The 23,479-nt window shown below is 68.0% G+C and carries 16 protein-coding genes, 1 tRNA gene and 5 pseudogenes; 13 read left to right on the plus strand and 9 right to left on the minus strand.

The window, feature by feature from the left end; translation table 11 throughout:
• Positions 1 to 91: 91 nt before the first annotated feature.
• The 6 genes from ACWD26_RS20770 (at position 92) to ACWD26_RS20795 (ending at position 5,644) form a co-directional block, all read left to right on the plus strand.
• Positions 92 to 1,132 (plus strand): TauD/TfdA family dioxygenase, encoded by a 1,041-nt coding sequence (locus ACWD26_RS20770; RefSeq protein WP_451272060.1) that lies wholly within the window; start codon positions 92 to 94, stop codon positions 1,130 to 1,132.
• A gap of 420 nt (positions 1,133 to 1,552) precedes the next feature.
• Positions 1,553 to 1,807: a phosphopantetheine-binding protein gene (locus tag ACWD26_RS20775; RefSeq protein ID WP_451272062.1), complete on the plus strand. Its 255-nt coding sequence runs from the start codon at positions 1,553 to 1,555 to the stop codon at positions 1,805 to 1,807.
• A complete protein-coding gene (locus ACWD26_RS20780; RefSeq protein ID WP_451272064.1) occupies positions 1,804 to 3,018 on the plus strand; it encodes a beta-ketoacyl-[acyl-carrier-protein] synthase family protein in 1,215 nt (404 codons plus the stop codon). The genes ACWD26_RS20775 and ACWD26_RS20780 overlap by 4 nt, the downstream gene beginning before the upstream one ends.
• On the plus strand, positions 3,015 to 4,091 hold the full coding sequence (locus tag ACWD26_RS20785) for a beta-ketoacyl-ACP synthase III (RefSeq protein WP_451272066.1): 1,077 nt from the start codon (positions 3,015 to 3,017) through the stop codon (positions 4,089 to 4,091). The genes ACWD26_RS20780 and ACWD26_RS20785 overlap by 4 nt, the downstream gene beginning before the upstream one ends.
• A gap of 732 nt (positions 4,092 to 4,823) precedes the next feature.
• Positions 4,824 to 4,896: transfer RNA gene (locus ACWD26_RS20790), tRNA-Arg, on the plus strand.
• Positions 4,897 to 5,467: 571 nt separating this feature from the next.
• Complete coding sequence (locus ACWD26_RS20795) at positions 5,468 to 5,644, plus strand: hypothetical protein (RefSeq protein WP_451272068.1); 177 nt, start codon at positions 5,468 to 5,470, stop codon at positions 5,642 to 5,644.
• Between the two features lie 191 nt (positions 5,645 to 5,835).
• On the opposite strand, the gene ACWD26_RS20800 is transcribed toward ACWD26_RS20795, so the two are convergent.
• The 4 genes and pseudogenes from ACWD26_RS20800 to ACWD26_RS20815 form a co-directional block, all read right to left on the minus strand.
• Positions 5,836 to 6,375, minus strand: coding sequence for a hypothetical protein (locus ACWD26_RS20800; RefSeq protein WP_451272070.1), 540 nt, complete (start codon positions 6,373 to 6,375; stop codon positions 5,836 to 5,838).
• An 88-nt stretch (positions 6,376 to 6,463) separates the two neighbouring features.
• Positions 6,464 to 8,441 (minus strand): annotated as a pseudogene (locus ACWD26_RS20805) (hypothetical protein).
• On the minus strand, positions 8,438 to 9,601 hold the full coding sequence (locus ACWD26_RS20810; protein ID WP_451272072.1) for a 5'-methylthioadenosine/S-adenosylhomocysteine nucleosidase family protein: 1,164 nt from the start codon (positions 9,599 to 9,601) through the stop codon (positions 8,438 to 8,440). Before ACWD26_RS20810 ends, ACWD26_RS20805 begins: the two are co-directional and overlap by 4 nt.
• Positions 9,602 to 10,345 carry an NUDIX hydrolase gene (locus ACWD26_RS20815; protein ID WP_451272074.1) on the minus strand — a complete coding sequence of 248 codons (744 nt, stop codon included), beginning with the start codon at positions 10,343 to 10,345 and terminating at the stop codon, positions 9,602 to 9,604.
• 1,027 nt (positions 10,346 to 11,372) lie between these two features.
• On the opposite strand from ACWD26_RS20815, the gene ACWD26_RS20820 reads away from it, so the two are divergent.
• Positions 11,373 to 11,939, plus strand: a complete 567-nt coding sequence (locus tag ACWD26_RS20820; protein ID WP_451272076.1) for a Uma2 family endonuclease — start codon at positions 11,373 to 11,375, stop codon at positions 11,937 to 11,939.
• 1,061 nt (positions 11,940 to 13,000) lie between these two features.
• Here the strand turns inward: ACWD26_RS20820 and ACWD26_RS20825 are convergent.
• Positions 13,001 to 13,321 (minus strand): hypothetical protein, encoded by a 321-nt coding sequence (locus tag ACWD26_RS20825; RefSeq protein ID WP_451272078.1) that lies wholly within the window; start codon positions 13,319 to 13,321, stop codon positions 13,001 to 13,003.
• A gap of 495 nt (positions 13,322 to 13,816) precedes the next feature.
• Between ACWD26_RS20825 and ACWD26_RS20830 the strand changes: the two genes are divergently transcribed.
• Both ACWD26_RS20830 and ACWD26_RS20835 read left to right on the plus strand, forming a co-directional pair.
• Positions 13,817 to 14,083: a hypothetical protein gene (locus tag ACWD26_RS20830; RefSeq protein WP_451272080.1), complete on the plus strand. Its 267-nt coding sequence runs from the start codon at positions 13,817 to 13,819 to the stop codon at positions 14,081 to 14,083.
• Positions 14,080 to 14,526 carry a hypothetical protein gene (locus ACWD26_RS20835; RefSeq protein WP_451272082.1) on the plus strand — a complete coding sequence of 149 codons (447 nt, stop codon included), beginning with the start codon at positions 14,080 to 14,082 and terminating at the stop codon, positions 14,524 to 14,526. Before ACWD26_RS20830 ends, ACWD26_RS20835 begins: the two co-directional genes overlap by 4 nt.
• A 350-nt stretch (positions 14,527 to 14,876) precedes the next feature.
• Here the strand turns inward: ACWD26_RS20835 and ACWD26_RS20840 are convergent.
• Positions 14,877 to 15,454, minus strand: a pseudogene (locus tag ACWD26_RS20840) (tyrosine-type recombinase/integrase); the annotation flags it as partial.
• Positions 15,455 to 15,792: 338 nt separating this feature from the next.
• On the opposite strand from ACWD26_RS20840, the gene ACWD26_RS20845 reads away from it, so the two are divergent.
• Complete coding sequence (locus tag ACWD26_RS20845) at positions 15,793 to 16,236, plus strand: transposase (protein WP_451272084.1); 444 nt, start codon at positions 15,793 to 15,795, stop codon at positions 16,234 to 16,236.
• Positions 16,237 to 16,351: 115 nt separating this feature from the next.
• Here the strand turns inward: ACWD26_RS20845 and ACWD26_RS20850 are convergent.
• Together ACWD26_RS20850 and ACWD26_RS20855 are read right to left on the minus strand one after the other, a co-directional pair.
• Positions 16,352 to 17,620, minus strand: a pseudogene (locus ACWD26_RS20850) (sensor histidine kinase).
• A gap of 156 nt (positions 17,621 to 17,776) precedes the next feature.
• The gene (locus ACWD26_RS20855; RefSeq protein ID WP_451272086.1) at positions 17,777 to 18,277 is read right to left on the minus strand and encodes a MarR family transcriptional regulator; all 501 of its coding nucleotides are present in this window, start codon (positions 18,275 to 18,277) and stop codon (positions 17,777 to 17,779) included.
• A gap of 90 nt (positions 18,278 to 18,367) precedes the next feature.
• Between ACWD26_RS20855 and ACWD26_RS20860 the strand changes: the two genes are divergently transcribed.
• The gene (locus ACWD26_RS20860; RefSeq protein WP_451272088.1) at positions 18,368 to 19,216 is read left to right on the plus strand and encodes an alpha/beta fold hydrolase; all 849 of its coding nucleotides are present in this window, start codon (positions 18,368 to 18,370) and stop codon (positions 19,214 to 19,216) included.
• Between the two features lie 184 nt (positions 19,217 to 19,400).
• Positions 19,401 to 19,757: pseudogene (locus ACWD26_RS20865) on the plus strand (Uma2 family endonuclease); the annotation flags it as partial.
• Positions 19,758 to 20,299: 542 nt separating this feature from the next.
• Here ACWD26_RS20865 and ACWD26_RS20870 read toward each other — a convergent pair.
• A pseudogene (locus tag ACWD26_RS20870) lies at positions 20,300 to 20,525 on the minus strand (hypothetical protein); the annotation flags it as partial.
• 933 nt (positions 20,526 to 21,458) lie between these two features.
• Here ACWD26_RS20870 and ACWD26_RS20875 point away from each other — a divergent pair.
• A complete protein-coding gene (locus ACWD26_RS20875; RefSeq protein ID WP_451272090.1) occupies positions 21,459 to 23,474 on the plus strand; it encodes a glycosyl hydrolase in 2,016 nt (671 codons plus the stop codon).
• The last annotated feature ends 5 nt before the right edge of the window (positions 23,475 to 23,479 follow it).

A 23,479-nucleotide genomic window follows, 5' to 3' on the forward strand; every position in this document is an offset into this window, starting at 1 on the left:
GTTCCTCGCCGCTCGACCGCCCGACCCACCGACCGCCGTTCGACGGCGGCTCCAGAGCGCGCGGCACGAACCGCAGAAAGGAAGCCCCCACATGAGAAAAGAATTCGCGTACGCCGACGCGCGCACGACCGGAATCGTGCTGAGCGAGACCGAGTCCGAGATCATCGAAGCCGCCGCACTGAAGATAGCCGCGCAGTACGCGGAATACTCGCTGCACAGTACGGACCTCCTCCACACCGTGGAACTCGCGGCGGCAGCGCTGCCGAGCGAGGTGCGCCGCGCGCTCATCTCCTTCCGCGACGAGGGCAACACGAGCGGCACCCTCCTGCTGCGCGGACTCCCGCTGGGCACCCTGCCGGCCACCCCCGACCGGCCCGAGGACGAGCCGGACTGGACCGCCGTACCAGTGGCGACTCTCAGCCAGCTGATGGTGATGTCGGTCCTGGGCCGCGCGATCTCGTACAGCGACGAGAAGAACGGCAACCTGGTCCAGGACGTCAGCCCCAAGCGCGGCGCCGAGAACCGTCAGGAGAACAGCGGCTCCATCCTGCTGGAACTCCACACGGAGGACGGCTTCCACCCCGCCGCCCCGCACTTCCTGAGCCTGATCTGCCTGCGCGGCGACCGGGACGGGCTCGCCGCCACCGTGACCGGCGGCATCGGCGACGTGCTGCCGTACCTGGACGGGGAGACGGTCGCCGCGCTGCGCCGGCCGGAGTTCCGTACGAAGTTCAGCACGTCCTTCGTCCACGACACCGACGAGGAGGTGCTGGCCCCGCCGGTACCGGTGCTCTCCGGTGCGGAGGCCAACCCGGACCTGCGGGTGGACTTCCACGGCACGGTCGGCACGACTCCCGCGGCGCGGGCGGCGCTCGCCGCGCTGGAAGACGCCGTACTCGGCTGCCTGCGCGGCATCGTGCTGGAACCCGGCGAACTGATCATCCTCGACAACCGCCGCACGGTGCATGGGCGCACGGACTTCACCCCGCGCTACGACGGCGCGGACCGCTGGCTGCGCCGCTCCTTTGCACTGGCCGACCTGCGGCCGGTCCTCGACGACCTCGGCGAGGGCCGCAGCCACAACGCGATCACCACGCGCCAGCACTCCCCCGGCCTGGCACCGGCGGCCTGACGAACACCCGATCCGACTCGGGCCGGCCGCGGCCCGACGGACACCCGGCGGGCCCAGCCCGGGCTGGCGCCGGCCGCCCGACGGACGCCCGAGGGTCCGACCCGAGCCGGCGCCGACTGTCTGAGGACACCCGGCGGGTACGACCCGGCCCGCTGCCAGCGGCCCGACAGACGCCCGGCGGGCCCGCCCCGGCCCGGCGCCAGCCGCCCGACGGACACCCGGCGCGTACGACCCAGGCCCGCCCCAGCGGCCCGACGGACACCCGGCGGATACGACCCAAGCCGACCCCAGCGGCCCGACAGACACCCGGCGGATCGACCCAAGCCGGCCGGGCCCGTCCCGCCCACCCCGGGGTCGGTGGGGCCCCATCCCGCCCCATCCGCCCCTTTCGCCCACCGATCCACCTGACGGAGGAACACCATGACCGCATCCCTACACGCCACCCTGACCCGGATCGTCGTCGAGGACCTGGAGGCCGACGCCGACGGTCTGACCGACGAGTCCACCCTCGCCGCCCTCGACCTGGACTCCCTCGCCATCGCGGAGCTGGTCATCCGTATCAAGGAGGAGACGGGCGCCGACCTCGGCAACGAGGAGACCAGCCTCGGTGAGCTGACCATCCCCGCTCTCGCACAGCTGGTGACCACGACGCTGGACGGCGAGACGTCCGCATGAGCGCACCGGCCGTCGTCGTGACCGGTACCGGCATGATCACGCCGGTCGGCACCGACACGGACTCGACCTGGACCGCGATCCGGCGCGGCGAGTCCCGCGCCGGGCTCGCCCCCACCCCGGGGGTCTCCCGGGACCTCCGGTGCCGCACCGTGGCACCGTTCGGCACCGAGCTGCTGCCCGGCCGCGGCACCGCGAACCTGGACCCCTTCATCCGGTTCGCGCTCGTCGCGGCCGACCAGGCCATCGCCGAGGCCGGTCTCGACTCCGCCGCCTGGGAAGGCAGCCGGGTCGGCATCGTCGTAGGCTGCGGGCTCGGCGGCGCGGCCACCCTGAGCACGGCACACAGCCGCCTGGCCGAACGCGGCCCCGACGCCGTCTCGCCGTACCTCCATCCCCGTTCGCTCATCAACATGGCCGCCGGGATGATCGCCATCCGCCACCATGTCACCGGCCCCGGCCACACCGTCGTCGCGGCCTGCGCCTCCGGCGCGGTGGCCGTCGGTGTGGGCCGCGACCTGATCCGCGCCGGCACCTGCGACCTCGTGATCGCCGTCGGTACGGACGCCGGCGTGGTGCCCGTGATCGCCGCGGGCTTCGCCACGATGGGCGCGCTCACCGACAGCGCGGCGGACGACGCCTCGCGCCCGTTCGCCGCGGACCGCTCCGGCTTCGTGCTCTCCGAGGGCGCCGCCGCCCTCGTACTGGAGCGCGAGGACGCCGCACGGGAGCGCGGCGCGACCTCCCGGGGCCGCGTCCTCGGGTACGCCTTCACCACCGACGCGCACCACCCGGTCGCCCCGCACCCCGACGCCGCCGGCGCTGAGGCGGCGGTACGGACCGCGCTGGCGGACGCCGGGCTCACCCCGTCGGACGTGGACCACGTCAACGCGCACGGCACCTCGACCCCGTACAACGACCGTAGCGAGGGGATGCTGATCAACCGCCTCTTCCCGCACCGGCCGAGCGTCACGGCCAACAAGGGACTGCTCGGGCACAGCCTGGGCGCGGCGGGAGCCATCGAGGCCGTACTGACCCTGAGGACCCTGACCACGGGCATCGTGCCGCCGACCGCGCACACCCCGGCGGTGGACCCGGAACTCGCGGACCTGGACCTGGTGGTGGGCAAGGAACGGCACCAGAACCCGGCGGTCGCGGTCAGCCACTCCTTCGGTTTCGGCGGTTCCAACTGCGTACTGGTGATGGGCACATGAGCGACAGCCGGATCCCCGCCGTACTGACCGGCCTGGGCACCTGCCTGCCCGGCCGGACGGTCACCAACGACGACCTGGCACAGCGGCTGGACACCTCGCACGAGTGGATCCACAGCCGTACCGGAATCGCCCGCCGCCACGTCGTGGACGCCGGCACGGGCACCGCCGACCTGGCGGCGGCCGCCGGGGCGGCGGCCCTGAAGTCGGCCGGCCGGTCCTCCTGCGACCTGGTCCTCCTCGCCACGACCACCCCGGACCGGGCCTGCCCCGCGACCGCCCCGCAGGCGGCCTCGGCCATGGGCCTGACCGGCGCAGCCGCCTTCGACCTGTCGGCCGTCTGCTCCGGCTTCGTCTACGGGCTGTCCGTCGCCGCGGCCATGATCGGCGCCGGTACGTGCGACAGCGCCCTCGTTATCGGCGCGGAACGCTACTCGGCGATCATCGACCCCCAGGACCGCGGCACCGCCGTCATCTTCGGAGACGGCGCGGGCGCGGTGCTGCTCGAACGCGGCGGGAGGCCGGACAGCCGGGGCGCGGTGCCGCACGAAGACGAGGGGAGGCCGGACGGCCGGGGCGCGGTCCTGCACGACCGCGACGGGGAACCGGACGGCCAGGGCACGGTCCTGCGAGGCGCGGTCCTGCACACCGAGTTGGGCAGCGACGGTACCGGCGGCGAACTGATCACCGTGCCACCCGGCGAGCGGTACCTGCGGATGGAAGGACGCGAGGTCTACACCCGGGCCGTCCCGACGATGGTCGAGTCGGCCCGCCGGGTCGCGGAAGCGGTCGGCTGGCAGCCCGAAGACATCGACGCGTTCGTCGGCCACCAGGCCAACCTCCGGATCCTGGAGTCGGTGGCCAAACGGCTCGGCCTGCCGCCCGAACGCGTGATCGCCAACATCGAGGACGTCGGCAACACGGCCGCCGCGTCCATCCCGCTGGCCCTGGCCTGGGCGGCGGACCGGGGCCGGCTCACGCCCGGCGACCGGGTACTCCTCACCGCCTTCGGCGGCGGCCTGACCTGGGGTTCGGCGGCCCTGCTGTGGCCGGCCGTACGCCCGGTCCACGGCTGACCCTTCCCGCCCAGCGCCCCTGCCCGACCCGGCGGGGGCGTGGGGCACCCCCGACGAAAGGCAGCACCAGGTGCCGACCCCGCCCACTCAGACACCGGCCGCAACGGCGACGCCCACATCGGCTCCGGTACCGGCTTCCGCTGCGGCTCCGGCTCCGGCTCCGGCTCCGGCATCCACACCGGCATCGGTATCCCCTCCTGCCTCTGCCTCTGCCTCTGCCTCTGCCTCTGCCTCTGCGGACCGCTACGCCCGGTACCGGTTCTCCCTGAACTCCGGCACCGGAGCCGCCCAGACCCTCGCCCAGTGGCTCCCGCTGGCCACGGTCTGGGCGACGGCGACGAACAACACCTTCCCCGGCACCACCTGCCGACCCCAGCCGGCCACCCGAGGAGCGGACGCCCCCCGACGCCGTTCCCCGGCCTGTCCTCACCGGTCCGCCCGTCCCTGAAAGAGCGGGCTTCCCGTTTCCACCGACCGGAGTCGGGCCGGTTCGGGGGTGCGTGAGTGAGTCGTAAACGAACCGGGCGGCGGAGGCACGAGCCACCGCGGGTCCGCTACGGGGAGCCTGAAACCGCCACCGCGACAACCCCAAGTGCGGACCGCAACCCACCCGCTACACTGTCCGCGGCGGCTCAGCCCTCTTCAGCTGCGCCACCACCACTCTGTGGGAAAGCTGCACGCTCGAACTCGCATGCTTGGTCGACCGACAGCTGTAGCTTCCGACAGATCCCCGCCTTCGTAGCTCAGGGGATAGAGCACCGCTCTCCTAAAGCGGGTGTCGCAGGTTCGAATCCTGCCGGGGGCACAGCGCGTTACGCCGCTGACCTGGGGTTCCTCCCCCAGGGAAGCACTCTATTCGGCCTCGGACTCCTCGTCCGGGGCCGTTTGCGTGAGCGGACGGGGAGTTGATCTCCCGAGCGTCTCCCAACGGATCAGCACCGTTCGGCACGGATTCCGTGTCGGGGTGCTCCGGCCCCGGAGGGCTCGGGCTCGCTTCGGGAGCGGTGTTCTCGGAGGCGGGCCTCGCGGTACGAGCCGGGCCGCGGCCTCGGCGATCGCCAGGTCCGCTTCGGGGAGCAGGCACTGCGGATCGAAGTTTGCGACGACTGCCCGGAGCTGGCCCGGCCAGGTCTCCCGGATCGGTACAGCGAGAGCGGCCGGGGTCTGTTTCTCGTCCCCCTTGTCGCAGACCGGTACCGTCGAGCCGACGGCAGTCGGGAAGTGCTGCTGGGCCGAGATTGCACTGCCCGCCAGCCCTGACCAGCAGATCGTGTTCCTCCCTTGTTTCACAGAGGGGTTGCTGATGCCGACCACTCTCGCCCCGGCGTGGCCGCCGAGGTGATCGCCGTCGTCCGGGCACACCACTCACCGGCACCGTGACAGTCGACGGCTCCAAGAACGTAGCGCTCCCGCTGGTGGCCGCTGCGGCCGCCCTCGGCTGTCCGGTGAGGCTGAGCAACATCCCTGCCAACACAGACATCCAGACCATGCTCGCGCTGCTGCAAGCTTCGGGCTGGCACGCCTCTCGGTCGGGAAGCCGACCACGGCGGTGATTCTGCCGACGGACACCCAGCACACGCGCCCCCAGCCGGCTGTATCCGGGCCTCGTACTACCTGGTGCCGGCAGCTGGTGCACGGTCCGGGCCACACAACGGGCAGCTCAGCGCCCGCGGAGGCGGTTACCGTACTCGGCCGTGCCGGTCGGGAAGGCGAATTGAACGTGAAGCGGGGCCACAGTGCAGCACTACCGCTCCGCATAGCGAAGGAACTGCCAACCCAGTACGGCCAGGGCAAGTGTCTGTGCGAGGGAGACGATCACGAGTAAAGGCTGGACGGCGGGAGAGCACCAGAATGCGGTCACGCAGATCATCGGCAAGGCCAAGTACGTGAACAGATCCACAGCGGTCTGTAGTCGCTTGCGCGTGCTGCGGCTCGCATCGTCGCGGTGGTAGATCTCCCAGCCGAACACTGCGCCGTGAGCGCCGCTGAGCTCGGCCAGCCGCGGTCCCAGCTGGTCGCGGATGTAGCGGCCGACCGCCGAGATCTTCTCGTCGTTGACCAGGTAGGTCCAGCCCAGGACCAGGCAGATCACAGGGATGGCGAGCAGTAGTTGAGCCTGCCTGCTCTGGACGGTGATCGCCAGGACCGCGGTGGACGCGGCGAGCGTGAAGTAGAGCAGGTTGTCACGGAATCCTATCCGGGTTTTCTGCTCCTCCTTGATGCGGTCGTACTCGGCCAGCAGCAGTCTGCTCTCGGTGACGTCTTCTGGTGCGGCCACGGCCATTCCTAAGCTCGGGTGCCGGCTGGGCTGATGAGTGGGCGGGCAGGGCTCCGGCGCTCCGGCCCCTGCCCGCCCTGAGGGCCCGGAAGACTCAGTCGGCAGCACGGAAGGGCGGCAGGTTGTTGGGGTTGTTTCGTTCGAGCCAACCCTTTCCGTCCGCCGCGATTCCTTCCAAGAGACGGAAGGTGTGGGTGAAACCAGCCGAAGCGAGGTTGATCTCGGCGATTTCCCGGGCGTTTTCGTCCGGTGCCAGTTGATGGGTGTCGGCGTCCTTGACACGAATGTTCCTGGCCGGCCCGTTGGTGAGGATGAGCTCCAGGTCGTAGCCGACATCGGTGCGTTCCGTGACCTGCACGGAGGAAAACGCGTCGAACCGGTAGTTGCTTCGCTGCTCTTTCTCGCGTTTTGCGTCGGTGAAATCGAATTCCGTGCTGATTTCACGAACGCCATCCTGAGTGACCAGGAAAAGACGGAAGTTGTAGCGCGAGTATCGCCAAGGGCCGCCCTTCACACGCCCTCGCTTGTAGGGGCGTGCGGGTGTCATCAGGATGGCGTGGGTGATCAGGTCGCGCCAGGTGAGCTGGTGGTGGCGGAGTGCTTCGTCGACGAACAGCGTCTTGTCGCAGGTGAGCCAGTTCTCCATTTCCAGCTCACTGGGTCGCGTGGTGTCCAGGAACGACTTCCAGTTCTGGTACGCGACTTGCCGCGCGGTCAACTGCTCTTGATATTGCTGGGCTTCCTCGGCCATTCGGCGCTCTTCGCCTCGGGCCTCCAGCCACGAGAAAGCGGCCGCGCGTCCGGACCAGACCGCACCGACTACGGCCAGGACAGCCAGCAGCAGCGATTCACCGGAACCTGCGGCCACTGTTCCGAGCAGGCCCAGAGTCGTGACGCCGAGAGCGATGAGGGCAATCACGCACAGCCCTTGCGCCACCGCAGCCGTCTGGTTCTGGTGGCGTTGATCGAACAGAGTTCCTCTGTTGTGGCGGTCTCGGGCATCCTCGGCGAGATAGCGGATCAGCCAGTTGACCCGGTCCACGCTGATTCGGCTCTCGCGGTAGAGGCGCGATCTCGGCGACGAGGCTATTACGGATGTGGACGGTATGACCGAGCCATTCCTGCGGGGCGAATCCATGGGGCGCGCGGACACTGAAGTAATGGTCGAACGAATGACGGACGCGGTTGGTGAACCCGTCCCCGGGAGAGGCGGCATCGCGTGTGTGCGGGATGTGGGGCTGAGCGTTCTTGGCCTTCAGCTGATGCTCCTGGTACCACCACCGGCTGCCGAAGAGAGCCGCGGCCAGGCCCGCGCCGAGCGCCACCAGCAACTCGATGACGGCCGCGGCCGGATTCGCGATCAGCGCCAGGATCCAGAGGAATGCGCTGCTGACGGCGAACAGTCCGGCTCGGATCGGAAGGGCTGCTCGGGCGGCAGCGGCGGTGCTCGGACGGGGCGGCATGGCCCGTGCCCCGATCGGGTCGGGTTCGAAATAGGCCCAGACCCGTTTGACCCGTTCGTTGGCGAAGCGATCTGTCTCGGCCCGCTCGCGGTTCTCGGCCCACAGGCCGTCCTTCAGCCCTCCGGTGAGTACGAGGTCGAAGTGGCGGAGGATCACGTCACGCCGACGAGGTGACAGGGCCCGCAGCCGCTCCAGTACGCGTCTTGTCTCGCCATCCGCGGTGCTGAGCATCGCCAGCAGTTCGAAAGCGATGCGCAGAGCGTCTTTCCACTCTCCGTCGGCGTAGTTCCGTACGAGCCCGGAAGCATGGTGCAGCCGATGGAGTTCTTCGGTGCTGAGGTCGTGGTAGGCGCGTCCACTGAGCATGGCGAGCACCCAGTGGAAACGGACCTCCGCGTTGTCGTATCCGTGGGCGATCGCGTCACTGATCATGTCGCGGGCACGGCTGGGGATGCCATCCTCCAGGAACCGCACACCGACGCTGCACTTCTCCTGAGGCGACGCATCAGGATGGACGAAGTAGATGTTGGAATCGTGTACGGTCTCGGCCTGGATTCCGACGGTGGAGTGGCTGGCCGAATTGTGCGTGACACCGCTGCCGTCGATCATGACAAGTCACCCGCCGCGACAACCAGTGGTGCCAGCCTGGCCACCAGCTCGGGAAACTCCGCGATCAGACCGCGTAACCTCTTGAGTGCCATGGTCGCTCTCTTGGACGATTCGGGCGTGTTCTCCCTTGCCGCCCGGCGGGCAAAGCCCAGTTCGGCCAGTGCCTCTCGGTAGGTGTCGTCGTCGGGGGCGCCCTCGGCGTGGTGACGCTTCAAATGCTCCCGGAATCCGTCCAGTTCCGCGACCAAGTCCGCCGGGCTGGTCACCTTCGGGTCCGCGTTCACATAGACGCTGCTCCCGGTGACCGAGCCGGCCATGATGCCAACGGTGCTGTTGTGCGCGGTATTGCTGACGTGCTCCTTGAGTCCGTCGGCCGTACGGGCCCTGTCTGCCTGGGACATCGCGATCTGCTCCTGTTCTCCCACCAGTTCCACGGCCAGTCGTGTAGCGAATGCCGCCGCGCTCGCCGCCGCCCGTGGCTGCCAATTACGGTCCTCCGCGCTGCCCTTCGTACCGTCCGCCCAGTCGCTGATTCCCCGGATGATGGCCACCGGTGCCCCGTTGAGATGGCCGGCCTGCGCCACACCGGCGGCCTCCATCTCGATCGCGAGCGCGTCGTTGTAGTGCCGCCGGATCCACCGCGCCTCGGCCGAGATCGTCGAGTTCTGCACGACCTCGCCGGCGGCGATCGCGCCGAAGTGCACTTGCGGCGCGCGCCCATGACCGGGTGTGTAGTCTGCCCAGTCGTTCACGCGAGCCAGATGCGAGGCGAGTTGGCTGATACCGTGCGCCGTCTCCCACACCCGGGGACGGGCCTTGAGTCCGTCGTCCTCGCTGGTCCCGCCGTGGTAGGCGTACACGTGCGTCGCCATCACCACGTCGCCCAGCCTGGCGGTGTCCCACAGGGCACCTGCGACGCCGACGAACAACACGGCCACCGGCGAAAACTCCTGAATCGCACGCTCAGCGATCACCGCGGCGGAATGATTCCCCTTGTTCGCCAGACCGAGCGCGACACGACATGAAGTGCCCTGCACGGTTCCCACCTCGAACCGCGTCCCACGCTCATGACGGTGAAGCTGTGGACCGGCCAGTTTCCGGCGCACAGCCTCGTACTCGAGATTGAGGGCGGTGAGAATCACCACCAGGTCATTCGACATCTATTCCCCTTCCTCTCCCGTGTCCTCTTCCGACCCAGACGGCACAGGTCGGATCAGCGGTGGGGATAGCACCGTCTTCGGCCCGGCCCGGTACAGCCGAGCGGGCCGTCCTCCAGTGGTCCTGCGTCCCGAACCGGCGGGGATGATGAATCCCTTTACAGCCTGGACTTTCCGGTAGAAATTACGGGTGTCGAGTTCGGTGCCCCAAACCGCCTCGTACACCTTCTGCAACTCGGCTATGGTGAAGAGTTCTCCGCAGAATGCCGTGGCCAGCGCCGAGAATTCGAGCTTGGTACGCGCGCGTTCGACTCCGTCCGTCACGATCCGGCAGTGATCGAAGGCCAGTTCCACCTCGCCGGACAGGACGGCTTCCGCGGGAACCCACGCGGCATCCACGGCATCCGTTCCCGCGACCGGTTCGGGGAGTCCCGGTGCGATCGCCAAGTGGGCCACGGAAACGACTCGTCCCCGTGGATCACGGGCTGCATCCCCGTAGATGGCCAACTGCTCAAGATGCACCGACCCGGCACCCAGAGCGGTTTCCTCACTCAACTCACGGTGGGCGGCGTCCAGGATCTCCTCACCAGCGTGATTGAGGAATCCGCCAGGCAGAGCCTGCATGCCCTGGAAAGGATCTTCGCCCCGCTCCACGAGCAGGACGCACAGTCGCCCCTCCCGCAGCGTCAGGATCACGAGATCGACCGTCAGTAGTACGGGTGTGGGTGACCACACGTCAACTTGCATACGGCTTAAGCTACTTCAATTCCTGTCACTATGACAAGAAGGTCGATACGGAGGCCGCTGATGCTGCATGGCTGAGGCACTCCGAGCGCTCAACTCGTCGTCCGCTCCGCAGCCTGGTGTGGGCCGATCGTGGCCTGCTGGTTCGGTGTTGCGTCGAAGCAGCTCGGGGACGGTTACTTGCGTTGCTGGAAGGTGTGGAGAGCTGCCTGGACTGACGGTCGGGCGGACGGGGGGCCACGTCGGTGAGGCAGAAGACCAATGTCCTCCCCCGCCGCCAGGCGGGGGGGGGAGGAGGCGACGTTGCATGTCCGGGGCGCCAGTTGGACGTAGCGGATGCGGTAGTCGGCGGGGACGGCTCGGGCGATTGCGATGGCCCAGTGGTGGTGGAGTGTGGAGCCGGGGATCGCACGACAGGACAGTTCGCCGGACGAGGTGAAGTGCCGACCCTCCCGAAGGAGGAGGCAATGCCGGACCTCAACCTGTCCGCTCCCTGGCGCATCGTGCGCAACACACTGGACGAGTCCCAGATCCAGAAGCTGCAGCCGCGCGCCAGCGAAGTGGGTGCGCGGCATCGGACGGCCCAGGCACCTCGGCGACGCCGTAAGAGTGGCTCTCGCGCCGCCATCACGGCGGCGAGCGGCATCTTCTGGGCTCGGTGTCTTCTGGGCCCGGTGCAGCCAACGGATCTCGGCCCAGTCCTCCAGTCAGCCTGATCCGTTCACGCCAGAACCGTCGAATCCGACCGCGCTTCGGCGTTCGGTGCCTCCCGCGGTCCGGGGTTCCGCGACGGTTCACGTCGCCGAGTGGTGCGGCGTTCACCGGTGTGGCCACCAGATCAGTGGCACCGCTGGTCTGCTCCGATCTCCTGATGACAAGTCGACCGGCCGGTTCCTGACTGTCGGAGGCTCGCGTCGTTGCCGGTCGACGGAGAGTGGGCGTGAGCGAGATCAGCATGCCGCGCGGACGGCAGACAGTACGCTGAATCCAGCGGGATCGGGCCCGCGGCACAGTGTCCGGGAGGTGCTTCATGACGGCCGAGATGATGGCCCCGGCGTGGATGCATGAGCAGATCACGGCGGAGGAGTACGAGTCGTGGTCCGAGGAGCAGTGCGCCGGTATCGAGATCGTGGACGGGATGGTCGTCGTGAGTCCGAGTGCGTCCAAGCGGCACAACCGTCTGGCCCGGATTCTGGCGAACGCCCTGGATGCCGCCGCGGGCCCGGAGTGGAACGCCGACACCGATTTCGACGTCCGGCTTCAGGACGTCCCGCTCACCAATCGCCGCCCCGACGTCGTCGTGTACCAAGCAGACACCATTGACATCACCCCAACCCGCCCCGAGCACGTGCTGCTGGTCGCGGAGGTGGTGTCGCCAGGTTCGGAGACCACCGACCGGATCGTGAAGGTTGACCAGTACGCCAAGGCAGGCATCGGCTTCTACTGGCGGATCGAGCAGGCCGCGACAGGCGTTCCTCTCGTGTACACCTACGTTCTCGACCCCGCGACGAAGACCTACCGGGACGGAGACGTGTTCACCGGCGTCCTCAAGGTAGTGGCCCCGTTCCCGGTGGAGATCGACCTCGGGCAGGTCTGACCAGGCGCTGCTCGGCAGCCAACAGCGCGTGAGCAATGCGTGAGCGGACGGTCCGGCACAGGGCGGCATGAGCCGGATCAAGTGGCTCGCCGCGCGGTTCTGACCAGGGAAAACAGCACCGCGCGGCAGCGCCAGGCCCCCCCCCGGCAAGGATTCGATCCCACTCCTAAAGCGGGTGTCGCAGGTTCGAATCCTGCCGGGGGCACAGAGAAACACCTGGTCATAAATCCTTCCGTCCGACGGACAGGAGGACCTTCGTAGTCAAGGCCGGAGCCTCAGGAGCTTGAACTCGATCAAGTTCCCCAGGTCGTCGAGACAGAAACAACGGGCAGCCCTCTCTCAAAGGGCAGTTGCTTGGAAGTCACCTACGCCCACCGCGGACTGTTGCTACTCTGGTGCCCTGGCAGCAGCGCCGCCCGAGCCAATACGTCGTGCCCACACCACGTCGTATCATCCTGGCCAAAATCCTTAGTGGATCGCGCAACACTGGTTGGCGCTCAGTGCAGGCAGGGTGTGGGTAACTGCCGGTTCGGAAACTGATGGTCAGACACGCCACCAGGAAGCGCGCTGCGCGACGTATGCAGGCTGAGCAGACCCAGCCGTACTCCGTCGCTCGCAGGGCGGGCAGGCCGTCCCCAGCCAATGGGCAGCGGAACGCACTCCACCACCCCTACATTCGATCCGTTGCCACCCACTGGGCGAAGCACGGCGTCCCCGTCATTGGCTGGAGGGCCGGCGGAACGGCAGGAGATCGATGGGGCGGCATCTGGTTCGATGGCAGCTTCCGTGACGAGCATGGCTGTGATTTCCACCAGCTCTATTGGAGCAACAGGGTCTATTCGCCGTCTGATCGCAGCGGCTGGGAAATGCACCTGATCCCGGCTGGACGCGAGCAACAGGAGCCGCAGCCGCGTTTCCATCTACCCAACCGTTTCGACCTGGCACCGCGCGCAAGCGTTCCGACTCCACAGCAACTCCTGCTGGACCTCGCGGCCTTCACGAACGGAAACGATGAAGTTGCCCGTCCATGTCGGGTCCTCCCCTCTGAGGAGGCGCGCTATCTACTCAATGAGCAGGATCTCGTGCCACGACTGAAGCGCTACGTCAGCAAGGAGGAACGTCAGACAGGCGTAGCCCAATGCTGTCGGGCTGGGAGCTGCGATGCGGAAGGACCGGTTTTTTACCGTGCCATCGACTGAAACGCGCAATCGACGTATGACCGCATCCGCAGCCCTGAACTGGATCACCGCGCTCACCGGTCTCATCGCTATCATCGCTGCATCGATCCTTGCATGGGCTGGCGCCACTACCGCTGCCGCAGCAGTCGCCGCGATCGCTGGCGGAGCATCCTTGGTCGGCAGCATCCATATCAGGGTGAACATCCAGAGACCATCCCGGCGCGAGTAGCTGAGCGTCCCCTCCATCGACGACGACTACCGTTACGGCCGTCCGGCGCTACCTGCCCGCAGGCATTACCTGGTCATCTGGAACGGATTCAGCACACATGAGGCCGGGAAACCCCGTGAACACGTGAGAACTACGGAGCGGTGTTTTCCCAGGCCACGCACCCTGCCGTCGACGTTTCCGCAGGTCACGGCCCCGCCCAGGGAAAACTCCTAAAGCGGGTGTCGCAGGTTCGAATCCTGCCGGGGGCACCACCTGCACCACAGGTAAGAGAGATCCCGGCCCCTCGTTCCATTCGAACGGGGGGCCTTCCTCGCGCCGGGATTCCACAGAGAGTCCACATCCCCATGCGAACCCCAGACGCGCCTCTCGCAGACCTGCGCGGTATCCGTCGGTAGGGCGGCCGGGCGGCCCGGGCAGGCGAGGACCCCAGGAGGCCAGCCGCGCCGGACGAGATCTGACATACTTGAAGTATGGCAACTCGGAAGATCACCATCACCGTGCCGGAAGAGCTGGTGGAATCAATCAAGGAACGCGTCGACGCGCGCGGGGTGTCCGGCTACATCGCAGCCGCTGCCGCTCATCAGGACGCCATGGACCGACTGCGCGAGCTTGCCGAACGTATCGAAGAAGAGCACGGCGCCGTGACGGACGACGAGCAGCAAGCAGCGCTGGACCGCATCGCCGCGATTGACGGCTGGCATGACGAACAGCGATCACACTCGGACGAGGCCGCGTGAGCCGCACCGCCCGAGCGAAACTGCACCGGCCGCGGCAGCGCGTCTTCGTGTTCGACTCCGAGGCTCTCTCCAAGGCGGTTCAGGGCGACCGGGAGATGGCTGCACTGATCAAGACGGCTCCGCGGCTGGACATCCCGATCGTCACCTCGGCGCTCACGACCTTGGAGGCGTGGGACCCTCGCGAAACGTCGAGGCAGGCACTGTGGAACTGGACGCTGTCCCGGATCCGCATCGTGCACACAGACGACCAGGTGATCGCCATGGCACGCGACATGCTGAAGGCAGCAGGCCTGCATGGGCACAAGTACGCCATCGACGCCATTCTGGCGGCCGTAGCAGGGCGGGAAGCCGTGGAGGGGACTCAGGCGACCGTCTTCACCTCCGATACCGACGACATGAATCAACTCCTCGCGGGGCACGCCGTGCGAGTCGAGAAGGTCTGACGATGACGAGACGCCGCCTGTACCTCACTCCGACCACTCGCCGCCCCCTGAACAACCCGTGCCCTCGTCGGACAGCATCCACCGGCACGTATGCAGCACACACGGGAACGGGAAGCGCCGCGAAAACGTGAGAACTACGAAGGAGTGTTTCCCCAGGCCGGACCCGCTGCTGTCCATATTTTCGAAGGTCACAGCCCGGCCCGGGGAAAACTCCTTAAAGCGGGTTTAGCAGGTTCGAATCCTGCCGGGGGCACAGCCAGAAGGGCCAGCTCAGGCGGGGTTTCCTCCCAGGCTGGCCCTTCGTCGTTCTCGGGGGCGTGCCACACGCGTGCCACTAGAGTCCACATCGCCTAGCCGGGAGCCTCTCCCCCGCCCTCGCGGATCACCGCCCCGAGCCGGTCGGCGATGCCCGGTCACGGTCTCTGGTCATGTGCTGGTAGATCAACGCGGCCCGGGAGCTGCTGTGCCCCATCCGCGTCATCAGCTCCCGCGTACTGGCACCAGCCGTCGAGGCCAGCGTGTTGCCCGTATGCCGAAGATCATGGAAGTGCAGTTCAGACGTGACACCGGCCGCCGTCCTCGCCTTGACCCAGTCATCCCGGAAGTTGCTCCGCCGTAGCTGCCCGCCCTGCGGCCCGACGAAGACGTGACCGTCAGGGCCAGGAGCGGCGAACTGCTCCAGATGACGCGTGACCTCGTCGAGCAGCTCGGCCGGGAAGAAGACAGTACGCACCCCGGCCGCAGACTTCGGCGCCTTGTCGAAGAGCCGACCGCTCTGCGACTCAGCCTGAGCTTGGCGAACAGTGACAGTCAGCCCCTCCTGATCGATGTCCCGACGCCACAGGGCCGCCAATTCCCCGAACCGCAGCGTGGTGAAGGCCGCCAAAAGCACGAGCACCCGGTAGCGCGGCGCGATGGAGTCGGCGACGTGCCGGCGATTCCTGCCGGGCGACCGCCGGCCTGCTGTGCCGTGCGGTGTCGACGATCGGCCGTGAAGTCAGCAACAACGGCGGACGCGACGTCTACCAGGCAATCGCCGCGCAGGAACGTGCACTTGACCGCGCCCGGCGGCCGAAGCAGTGCCTGCTTGCCCGCAGGCCCGCGCTGAGGGAGACGGTGCTGCTTCTTGCTGAGGGAGGAGTGGTCGCCGGCATAGATCGTCGGCCACTTGCGTCGGCATCATGGTGACGACCCGGGGATGGAGATCAGCCACGAGACGATCTACCGATCGGTCTACACCACCCGATGGAAAGTGACCCCTGCGAGTTGTCCAAGCGCCTGCGAACTGGCCGCCCGATCCGGAAGAACAAGCGCCACACGGTGAAGGGACAGTGGCGCTCACAGATCACCGATGCGCGACCGATCGAGGACCGGCCTCAGGCGGCGGAGAACCGCAGCGAGTTCGGGCATTTGGAAGGCGATCTGGTGATCGACTCGAACAACAGCCAGGTCGCCACGTTGGTCGACCAGAAGTCACGGTTCCTCACGGTCGTAAAACTCACCAGTCGCCAAACCACCGTGGTCGTTCCCGCTCTGGCCGAGACTCACGAGCGCATGGGCCCGCGACTACGCTGCACGCTGGGCGCAACGTCTTCCTCGCGCCAGCGACGCAGAATCAAACGAGGAGTCTCAAGCGTGACCATCCGATCATTCTGGATCATCAATGGGCTCTCCGCCATCCTCACCAGGCACTGTCGATACACGCCCTAACCGCGGGGGCGGGACGCCGTCGCCATGGGGCGTCTGGCCATGACCGTCTTCCACGGGAACTGCCGTCCAACGTCTCAGATTCCTGACCGGTCGTCGGCGAGCAGTACCCGGACGGTCACGGGTTCCTTTCCAGCGGCAGTACGGCACTGACCTCGAAACCCTTACCGGGAAGCCTCCCGGCGTCCAGCGTTCCGCCCACATCGCGGGCCCGCTCGCGCATGCCGACGAGCCCGAAGCGGGGCGTGCCGCCGCCCGTGCCGATCCCGTCGTCGGTAACGGTGACCCGCAGGGCGCCCCCTGCGGCACGCGCCTCGATCCGGATACCGACGTTCTGCCGGCCGCCGTGCCGTACGGCGTTGGTGAGGGCCTCCTGCACGATCCGATAGGCGGCCGCTCCGACGTCGGGCGGTACGTCGTCGGTGGTAACCGTCAGATCCACCTCGGCCCCGGAGCTCCGGGCGGCATTTGCGAGGCCTTCCAGTCCGTGCAGGTCGGGCAGCAGGCCACGGACATCTTGGGCGCCGTGCGCGCGCAGCACCTCCAAGGTGGTGCGCAGTTCACCGCGGGCGGTGCGGCAGGTCTCGGCGATGTCGTCGAGGGACTTGGCGACGGCCGCGCGGTCCAGGCGTTCGGGGTTTGCGTGCAGAATGTGCGCGGCGACAGAGGTCTGCACGCCGATCAGGGTGATGCTGTGCGCGAGCAGATCGTGGAGGTCGCGGGCGATGCGCAGCCGTTCCTCGGCGACCCGTCGGCGGGCCTCATGTTCGCGTGTGCGTTCGGCGTGTTCGGCGCGCTCGACAACGGCGGCGACGTACTGCCGGTAGAAGCGCAACGTGATTCCGATGAAGACCACGGAGATCACCCAGCCGGCGGCCTGCAGCGCCTCCGCGGCCTGTTGCCTGTTGCCTGTTGACCACCATCATGGTGCTCAGCGCCACGGCCAAGGCCATGCCGCTGGTGAGCAGGGTGGACAGGGGCCGGCAGGTGACGGCGACGCCATACACCGTGACGACCGAGACGGGCAGCGGGGCGGTGTGATTGTTGTCAAGGGCGTGGTACGGCAAAAGCAGGGCGGTCTCCGCGACCAGCATCGGCAGCGGATGGCGCCGCCGCCACATGATCGGGATCTGTGCGGCGAGCAGCAGCAGCCAAGCGCGTCCGGTCACCGAGCCGGGTCGGTGACCAGGGCGAGGACGACGGCCTGGGTGGTGACACCGAGGACGAGCAGGAGATCGTTGCGAGTGGCATGCAGGGCGGTGCTCGGGTCGCGGTTGATCACGGCCATGACGCGTTCGCCGATACGGGGTTCGCGTTCTGCTTCGGGCACGGCCTCATCCTCCGTAACGAGGGCGCCCCTCCGGTATGGAGGGACGCCCAGGGACATCACGCGGATCGGGAAGGTGTCCTGCCTTCACCGGATCCCGAGCCGGGTTTGGGAATCCGGCGCCTTCGGCATCAGGCCGGGTGACCGCACCTCTCCGCCGACGGCGACGCCGGCACTTTGGGGCCAGGGGTCTCGAGGTCTGTCGTCACAGACAGATCATTGAGTCTCTCGCTTCTTCTGCGGCCCGGGACTTCGGGTGCTCGAAGGGCCTCGCTGTGCGGCAACGGCCTCGTGCACGTTCAGTAGAAAGCGCTGGATTGTTGCCAGCTCCGTGTCGGAGAAGGTCCGCGTCGCAGCGACGACCTCCGTGATCAGCGGTCCGAAGAACGACTGTCCGAGGGTGACTGCCCGTTCATCAACCTCGAGCAGCACACGGCGTCGGTCGCGGCTGTCTCGTGTGCGTTGCACGTGGCCGAGCCTCTCGAGCCGGTCGACAAGGGCCGTGGTGCCCGCGGAGTTCAAGCCGAGCTGCCGCCCGAGCCAGCCGGGCGTCGCAAGCGTGTGCGCCCGAGCGGCATCCAACAGGCAGATCAGGGCGCGCAGGTCGGTCGGGTGCAGGCTGTTGCGATGGGCGAACTCGGCACCGAGCAGGTCGAGTTCGATGGTGATGGTACGCAGCTGATGCACGACCCGCAGTCCAGGCTCTCCTTCACTCATGCCATTCCGCCCTCCGTGATCGATCCAGCCTGCATAGTATCTCGTTCGACGAGATACTTGCTCAGCGACCTATTTCTCTGAGGGCGTCCCATGACAGAAGACCTGACTCGCTTTCTGGCGGCGTACGCCACGGTCCTGGACCGCTGGCCCGTGCCCGTCGACCGGATGGACCTGACGTCCGTGTACGGCACAACTCGGGTCACCGCGTGCGGCCCCGTGGACGGGGAGCCTCTGGTGCTGCTGCACGGCGGCGGCGCCACCTCGGCCGTGTGGTTTGCCAACGTAACCGATCTGAGCCGCACTCGGCGCGTCTACGCCGTCGACCGGATCGGCGAGGCAGGCCGCAGCCTGCGCGGGGGCCGCCCCGTCCAGTCCGTCGACGACCTTCTCGACTGGCTGGACGGTGTACTCGACGGCTTGGGCCAGGGCCGCGCCGACCTGTGCGGGCACTCATATGGCGGATGGATCGCCCTCACCTATGCGCTGCGCACGCCGCAGCGGGTCCGCAAGCTCGCTCTCCTCGATCCCACCCAGTGCTTCGCTGGGTTCAAGGCTGGGTACCTGCTACGCGCCCTTCCCATGCTCATGCGGCCCACCGCCCAACGAGCCCGTGCGTTCCTCGCCTGGGAAACCCGCGGCGCGGAAGTCGACCCCGCATGGCTGGACCTATACGGGCTCGCTGCCGAATTCCCGCGCACGAAGGTCGTCGTGGGCAAACGCCCGAGGTCCCGGCAACTGCGGAGCTCGACGATCCCGACGCTGGTGCTGCTTGCCGGGGACAGCAGGGCGCACGACATTCGGCTCGTCGAGGCGGCGGCACGGCTGTACCTGCCACACGTCGAGACCGCAGTACTCCCCGGCCTGTCGCACCACAGCGCCCCATTCGCCCGGGCCGTCGCACTCAACAGCATGCTCCTGGACTTCCTCGGCAAGCCCTGAACCGGGATGGGAGGTTCCACATCATTCCCGAACTCAGCACCAGCACCACTGGTGGCTAGAAGAAGACACCGGACTCGGCTCAGGTCCACCGTCTGCTGGTGGGACAGCAGGCCGGCGATCGCTTGGACGGTGTCGCTCATGTGCTCGCGGCGGCCGAGGTGGCGGGCCAGGGCCCGCCAGTTCTCCAGACTTCGACGTCCGGCTTCAGGACGTCCCGCTCACCAATCGCCGCCCGGACGTCGTCGTGTACCGCGCAGACACGATCGACATCACCCCCGCCCGCCCCGAACACGTGCTGCTGGTCGCGGAGGTGGTGTCGCCCGGTTCGGAGACCACCGACCGGATCGTGAAGGTCGACCAGTACGCCAAGGCAGGCATCGGCTTCTATTGGCGGATCGAGCAGGCGGCGACAGGTGTTCCTCTCGTGTACACCTACGTTCTCGACCCTGCGACGAAGACGTACCGGGACGGAGACGTGTTCACGAGCGTCCTCAAGGTAGTGGCCCCGTTCCCGGTGGAGATCGACCTCGGCCAGATCTGACCCACGCACTGCTCAGCAGTCGGCAGTGCGTGAGCGATGCGTGAGCGGACTGCCCGATACAGGGCGGCACAGGCCGGATCAAGTGGCTCGCCGTGTAGTCCTGACCAGTGGAGACAGCACCGTCCGGCAGCGCCGAGCACCACCCGGCAAGGATTCAATCCCACTCCTAAAGCGGGTGTCGCAGGTTCGAATCCTGCCGGGGGCACAACGCGCTAAGCCGCTGAACTGGGGTTTCTCCCCCAAGGAGGCGCTTTACTCGGCCTCGGACTCATCGTCCGGGGCCGTTTGTGTGAGCGGACGGGGCGGGACGAGCCGCGCTCCCTGGCGCAGCCAGCGCCTCAGCGCCCGGCCGGCACCCCAGCGCCCCAACGCTCCGGTCCGTCACGCAGCCGCCGTTCCGGCTCCGCAGCCGACGCAAGCACGGCGCCGCTGATCACCACTCCACGGGCAACGTGGGGGCGCGCCGCGTGGTGTCGCCGATCACCGGGCTCGCGCATCCAGCCAGTACGGCAGCCGCACGACGGACTCCCGGACTCACGCGTTCATGAGGATCTCTCCAGAGGGGGTATGCGTCCGGGATCGGCCGATCTCGCGAGACTCGTCCGGATCACGCTGTCACTGGCGCGCAAAGCCGACGCCAGTTCTCCTACAGCCCGGCATGCCCCCTGCGCCGAGGGCGCAGGCATCCACCAGAGCGCGGCAGTCGTGCGCTTGCCGCTCCGTAGCAATCGCGGTGAACAGAGGGTGCGCCTGGGTCTCGCGAGCCGCTTAGCCTTTCTTTTTTCCTCAACCTCTAGTCAAATAGCGCCACTTGAAGCACACGTGTGTCGTGCGTTGCGGATGTCCCTGACCAGGACCCCATCTACCTGCAGCCGACCGCGTCACGGGAAGGGCCCCCACAAGTGACCTACAGACCTGGATGCTCAGGGCAGCGGCGACCAGTGTCGCCCTTGTGGCGGTGGCAGCCACGTTCTCGGCCTTCGCGGTGGCGCAGGCCACGAGGGTGCACCGACGGCGGCCGCGGACCGGCACGATCCGATGAACCACGCCGAGGCGCGACCACGACTTGGCGCCGACATCAAGATCGAGATCGTCAAGGAGTCCAGGGACGGCTCCACGATCTTGCTCAAGGTCGGCCCCGCGGCGAAGTACGCACTCCGACCGGAGAAGCCACGACGCCGCAACCTCGGACAAAGGCCGTGGCCGGTCCCCACGGCAACCCGATCACCGGGACCCTGGCCACCCCCTTTCCGACTCCTCATCCCCTTCGGAGCCCACGGGGATGACCTCACGGCCGAGGCAGTCCTCGCATCGTGCCCACGCTCGTCGTCTTCCTGTTCCTCTTCCTCTTCCTCTTCCTCCAGCGCTGTACCTGCAACGGGTCCGCGCGAGGCGCCACGAAGCAGTCCGGGCCGGGATCACGGCTCTGGGTCGCGGACCTGCGAGTGGAAGACGGCTCGTCCCCCGGAGTGCGACGACTGTTCGACGGCCGACTGAGCAGGCCCAGGCCGAGCAGCCGCCTGTCCAAAGCTGTCTGAGCGCCCCCGGCCCGGCATACGACTACGGCGACCAGCCGCCGTGCCCGACGACACCTGGCGCCGCCGACGGAACGGCCCACGACACCCCTCGGGGCGGGGCACCCCGGCCCCCGGGGGGTCACCTCCCCTTGGCGAGAGATCGCCACGTCAAACGGAGACACACATGCCCAGCTCTCCCCTGAACCGTCGCACGTTCATCCTCCTCGGTGCCACGGTCGCCGCGGCAGCCGGCGCCCGAACATCGGTGGCCGCCGCGGCGACCTCCCGCACGGCGCTCGCCGGCGCGCCGACGCCGGTCCGGATCGTCGACGACAAGGCGACCCCCGCCACCCGCGCGCTGTTCGCGTACCTGAAGCGGCAGCAGGGCAAAGGCATCCTGTTCGGTCACCAGCACGACCTCACCTACGGCTTCACCTTCACCACCCCCGACGGCAAGGCGTCCGACACCAGGGCGGCGGTGGGCGACTACCCCGCAGTCTTCGGCTGGGACACCCTCATCCTCGACGGCGACGAACGCCCCGGCGTCGAGGGCGGGACCGAAGCCGAGAACATCGCCGCGCTCAGCCGGTGCATCCGGCAGGGGGACGCACGCGGCGGGATCAACACCCTCAGCGCTCACATGCCGAACTTCGTCACCGGCGAGAACTTCTACGACACAAAGGGACGAGTGGTCAGCCAGATCCTTCCCGGAGGCGCGAAACACGCGGACTTCAACGCCTTCCTCGACCGCATCGCGAAGGCGGTCAAGGGCGCACGGCGGCCGGACGGCACCGCGATCCCGGTCGTCTTCCGCCCCTTCCACGAGAACAACGGAGCCTGGTTCTGGTGGGGCGCCGGCCACGCCACCTCGGCCGAGTTCATCGAGCTGTTCCGCTACACCGTCGAGTACCTGCGCGACACCAGGGGCGTCCACAACCTGCTCTACGCCTACTCGCCCAACTCAAGTTTCGGAGGCGACCCGACCGGCTACCTGAAGACCTACCCTGGCGACCGTTTCGTCGACATCCTCGGCTACGACTCCTACGACGAAAACGCCGGACCGACCCCCTGGCTGGACGGTGTGGTGAAGGATCTGGCGATGGTGGTCCGGCTGGCGAACGAGCGGGGCAAGGCTCCGGCCTTCACCGAGTTCGGGGAGGGCGGCACCGAGGTCCGCGACCCTCAGTGGTTCACCCGGCTGTCGCAGGCCATCCAGGCGGACCCGCTGGCCCGCCAGATGACGTACATGCTCACCTGGGCCAACTTCGGAGGCACCAAGCGTGCTTATGTCCCGTACCCGGGCCACGCCCTGCAGCCGGACTTCGTCGCCTACCACCAGGACCCCTACACCCTGTTCGCCGCCGATCTCCGGGGGGTGTACTCCGCTCGCGCCACCGCTGTCAGGAACGCCCCGTTCATGCACCTCGTGACCCCTACCGACCGGCAGCGCATAGCGGCCTCCAAGACCACCGTCCGGGTGCGAGTCACACCCGCGAGGGCGAGCCGGGTCACCTACTCCGTGAACGGCGGACGCGCCAGACGGCTGCGCCTCGACGCCGACGGCTTCTACTCGGGCGACTGGTCGATCGACCCGGCCACGCGGAACAACCGCTCGGTGACCCTCACCGTGAGCGCGCGGGCGGACGGCAAGACGCTCACCGACTCGGCCGTGGTCCTCCTCGGCGAGGTCGCACCCCTGCCTGCCGGCTGGGTCGACGACTTCGAGGGATACGCCGGAGACGACACCGCCCTGAGCCAGGCATACACCCACGTCAACTCCCACACCCTCACCCTGTCCGCCGAACACAAGTCCTCGGGCTCCTACGGACTGGCCTACGCGTACGACTTCACCGGCGCCGAGTACACCGGCACAGGCAAGCCGGTCGACGCGGACTGGTCCGCCTTCACGTCCCTTGCGCTGTGGCTGCAGGGCGACGGTTCCGCAAACGGCGGGGCGCTCCAGATCGTCGCCGGCGGAGTCGATTTCTGGTACCAGGTTCCGCTGTCCGACACGAGCGGGCAGGAGGTCAGGGCACCCTTCAGCGAGTTCACGCCCGCTCCCTGGGACACCGCACACGCCGGAGCCGTGCTCGACGCGGCTCACCTCGCCAAGGTGACGGCGTTCAATCTGTACCTCGTCCATGCGAGCGGCGCGGCGACCAAGGGCATCGTCTACGTGGACAACATCAGGGCCGAATGACACAC

This window comes from Streptomyces sp. NPDC002787 (assembly GCF_053592095.1).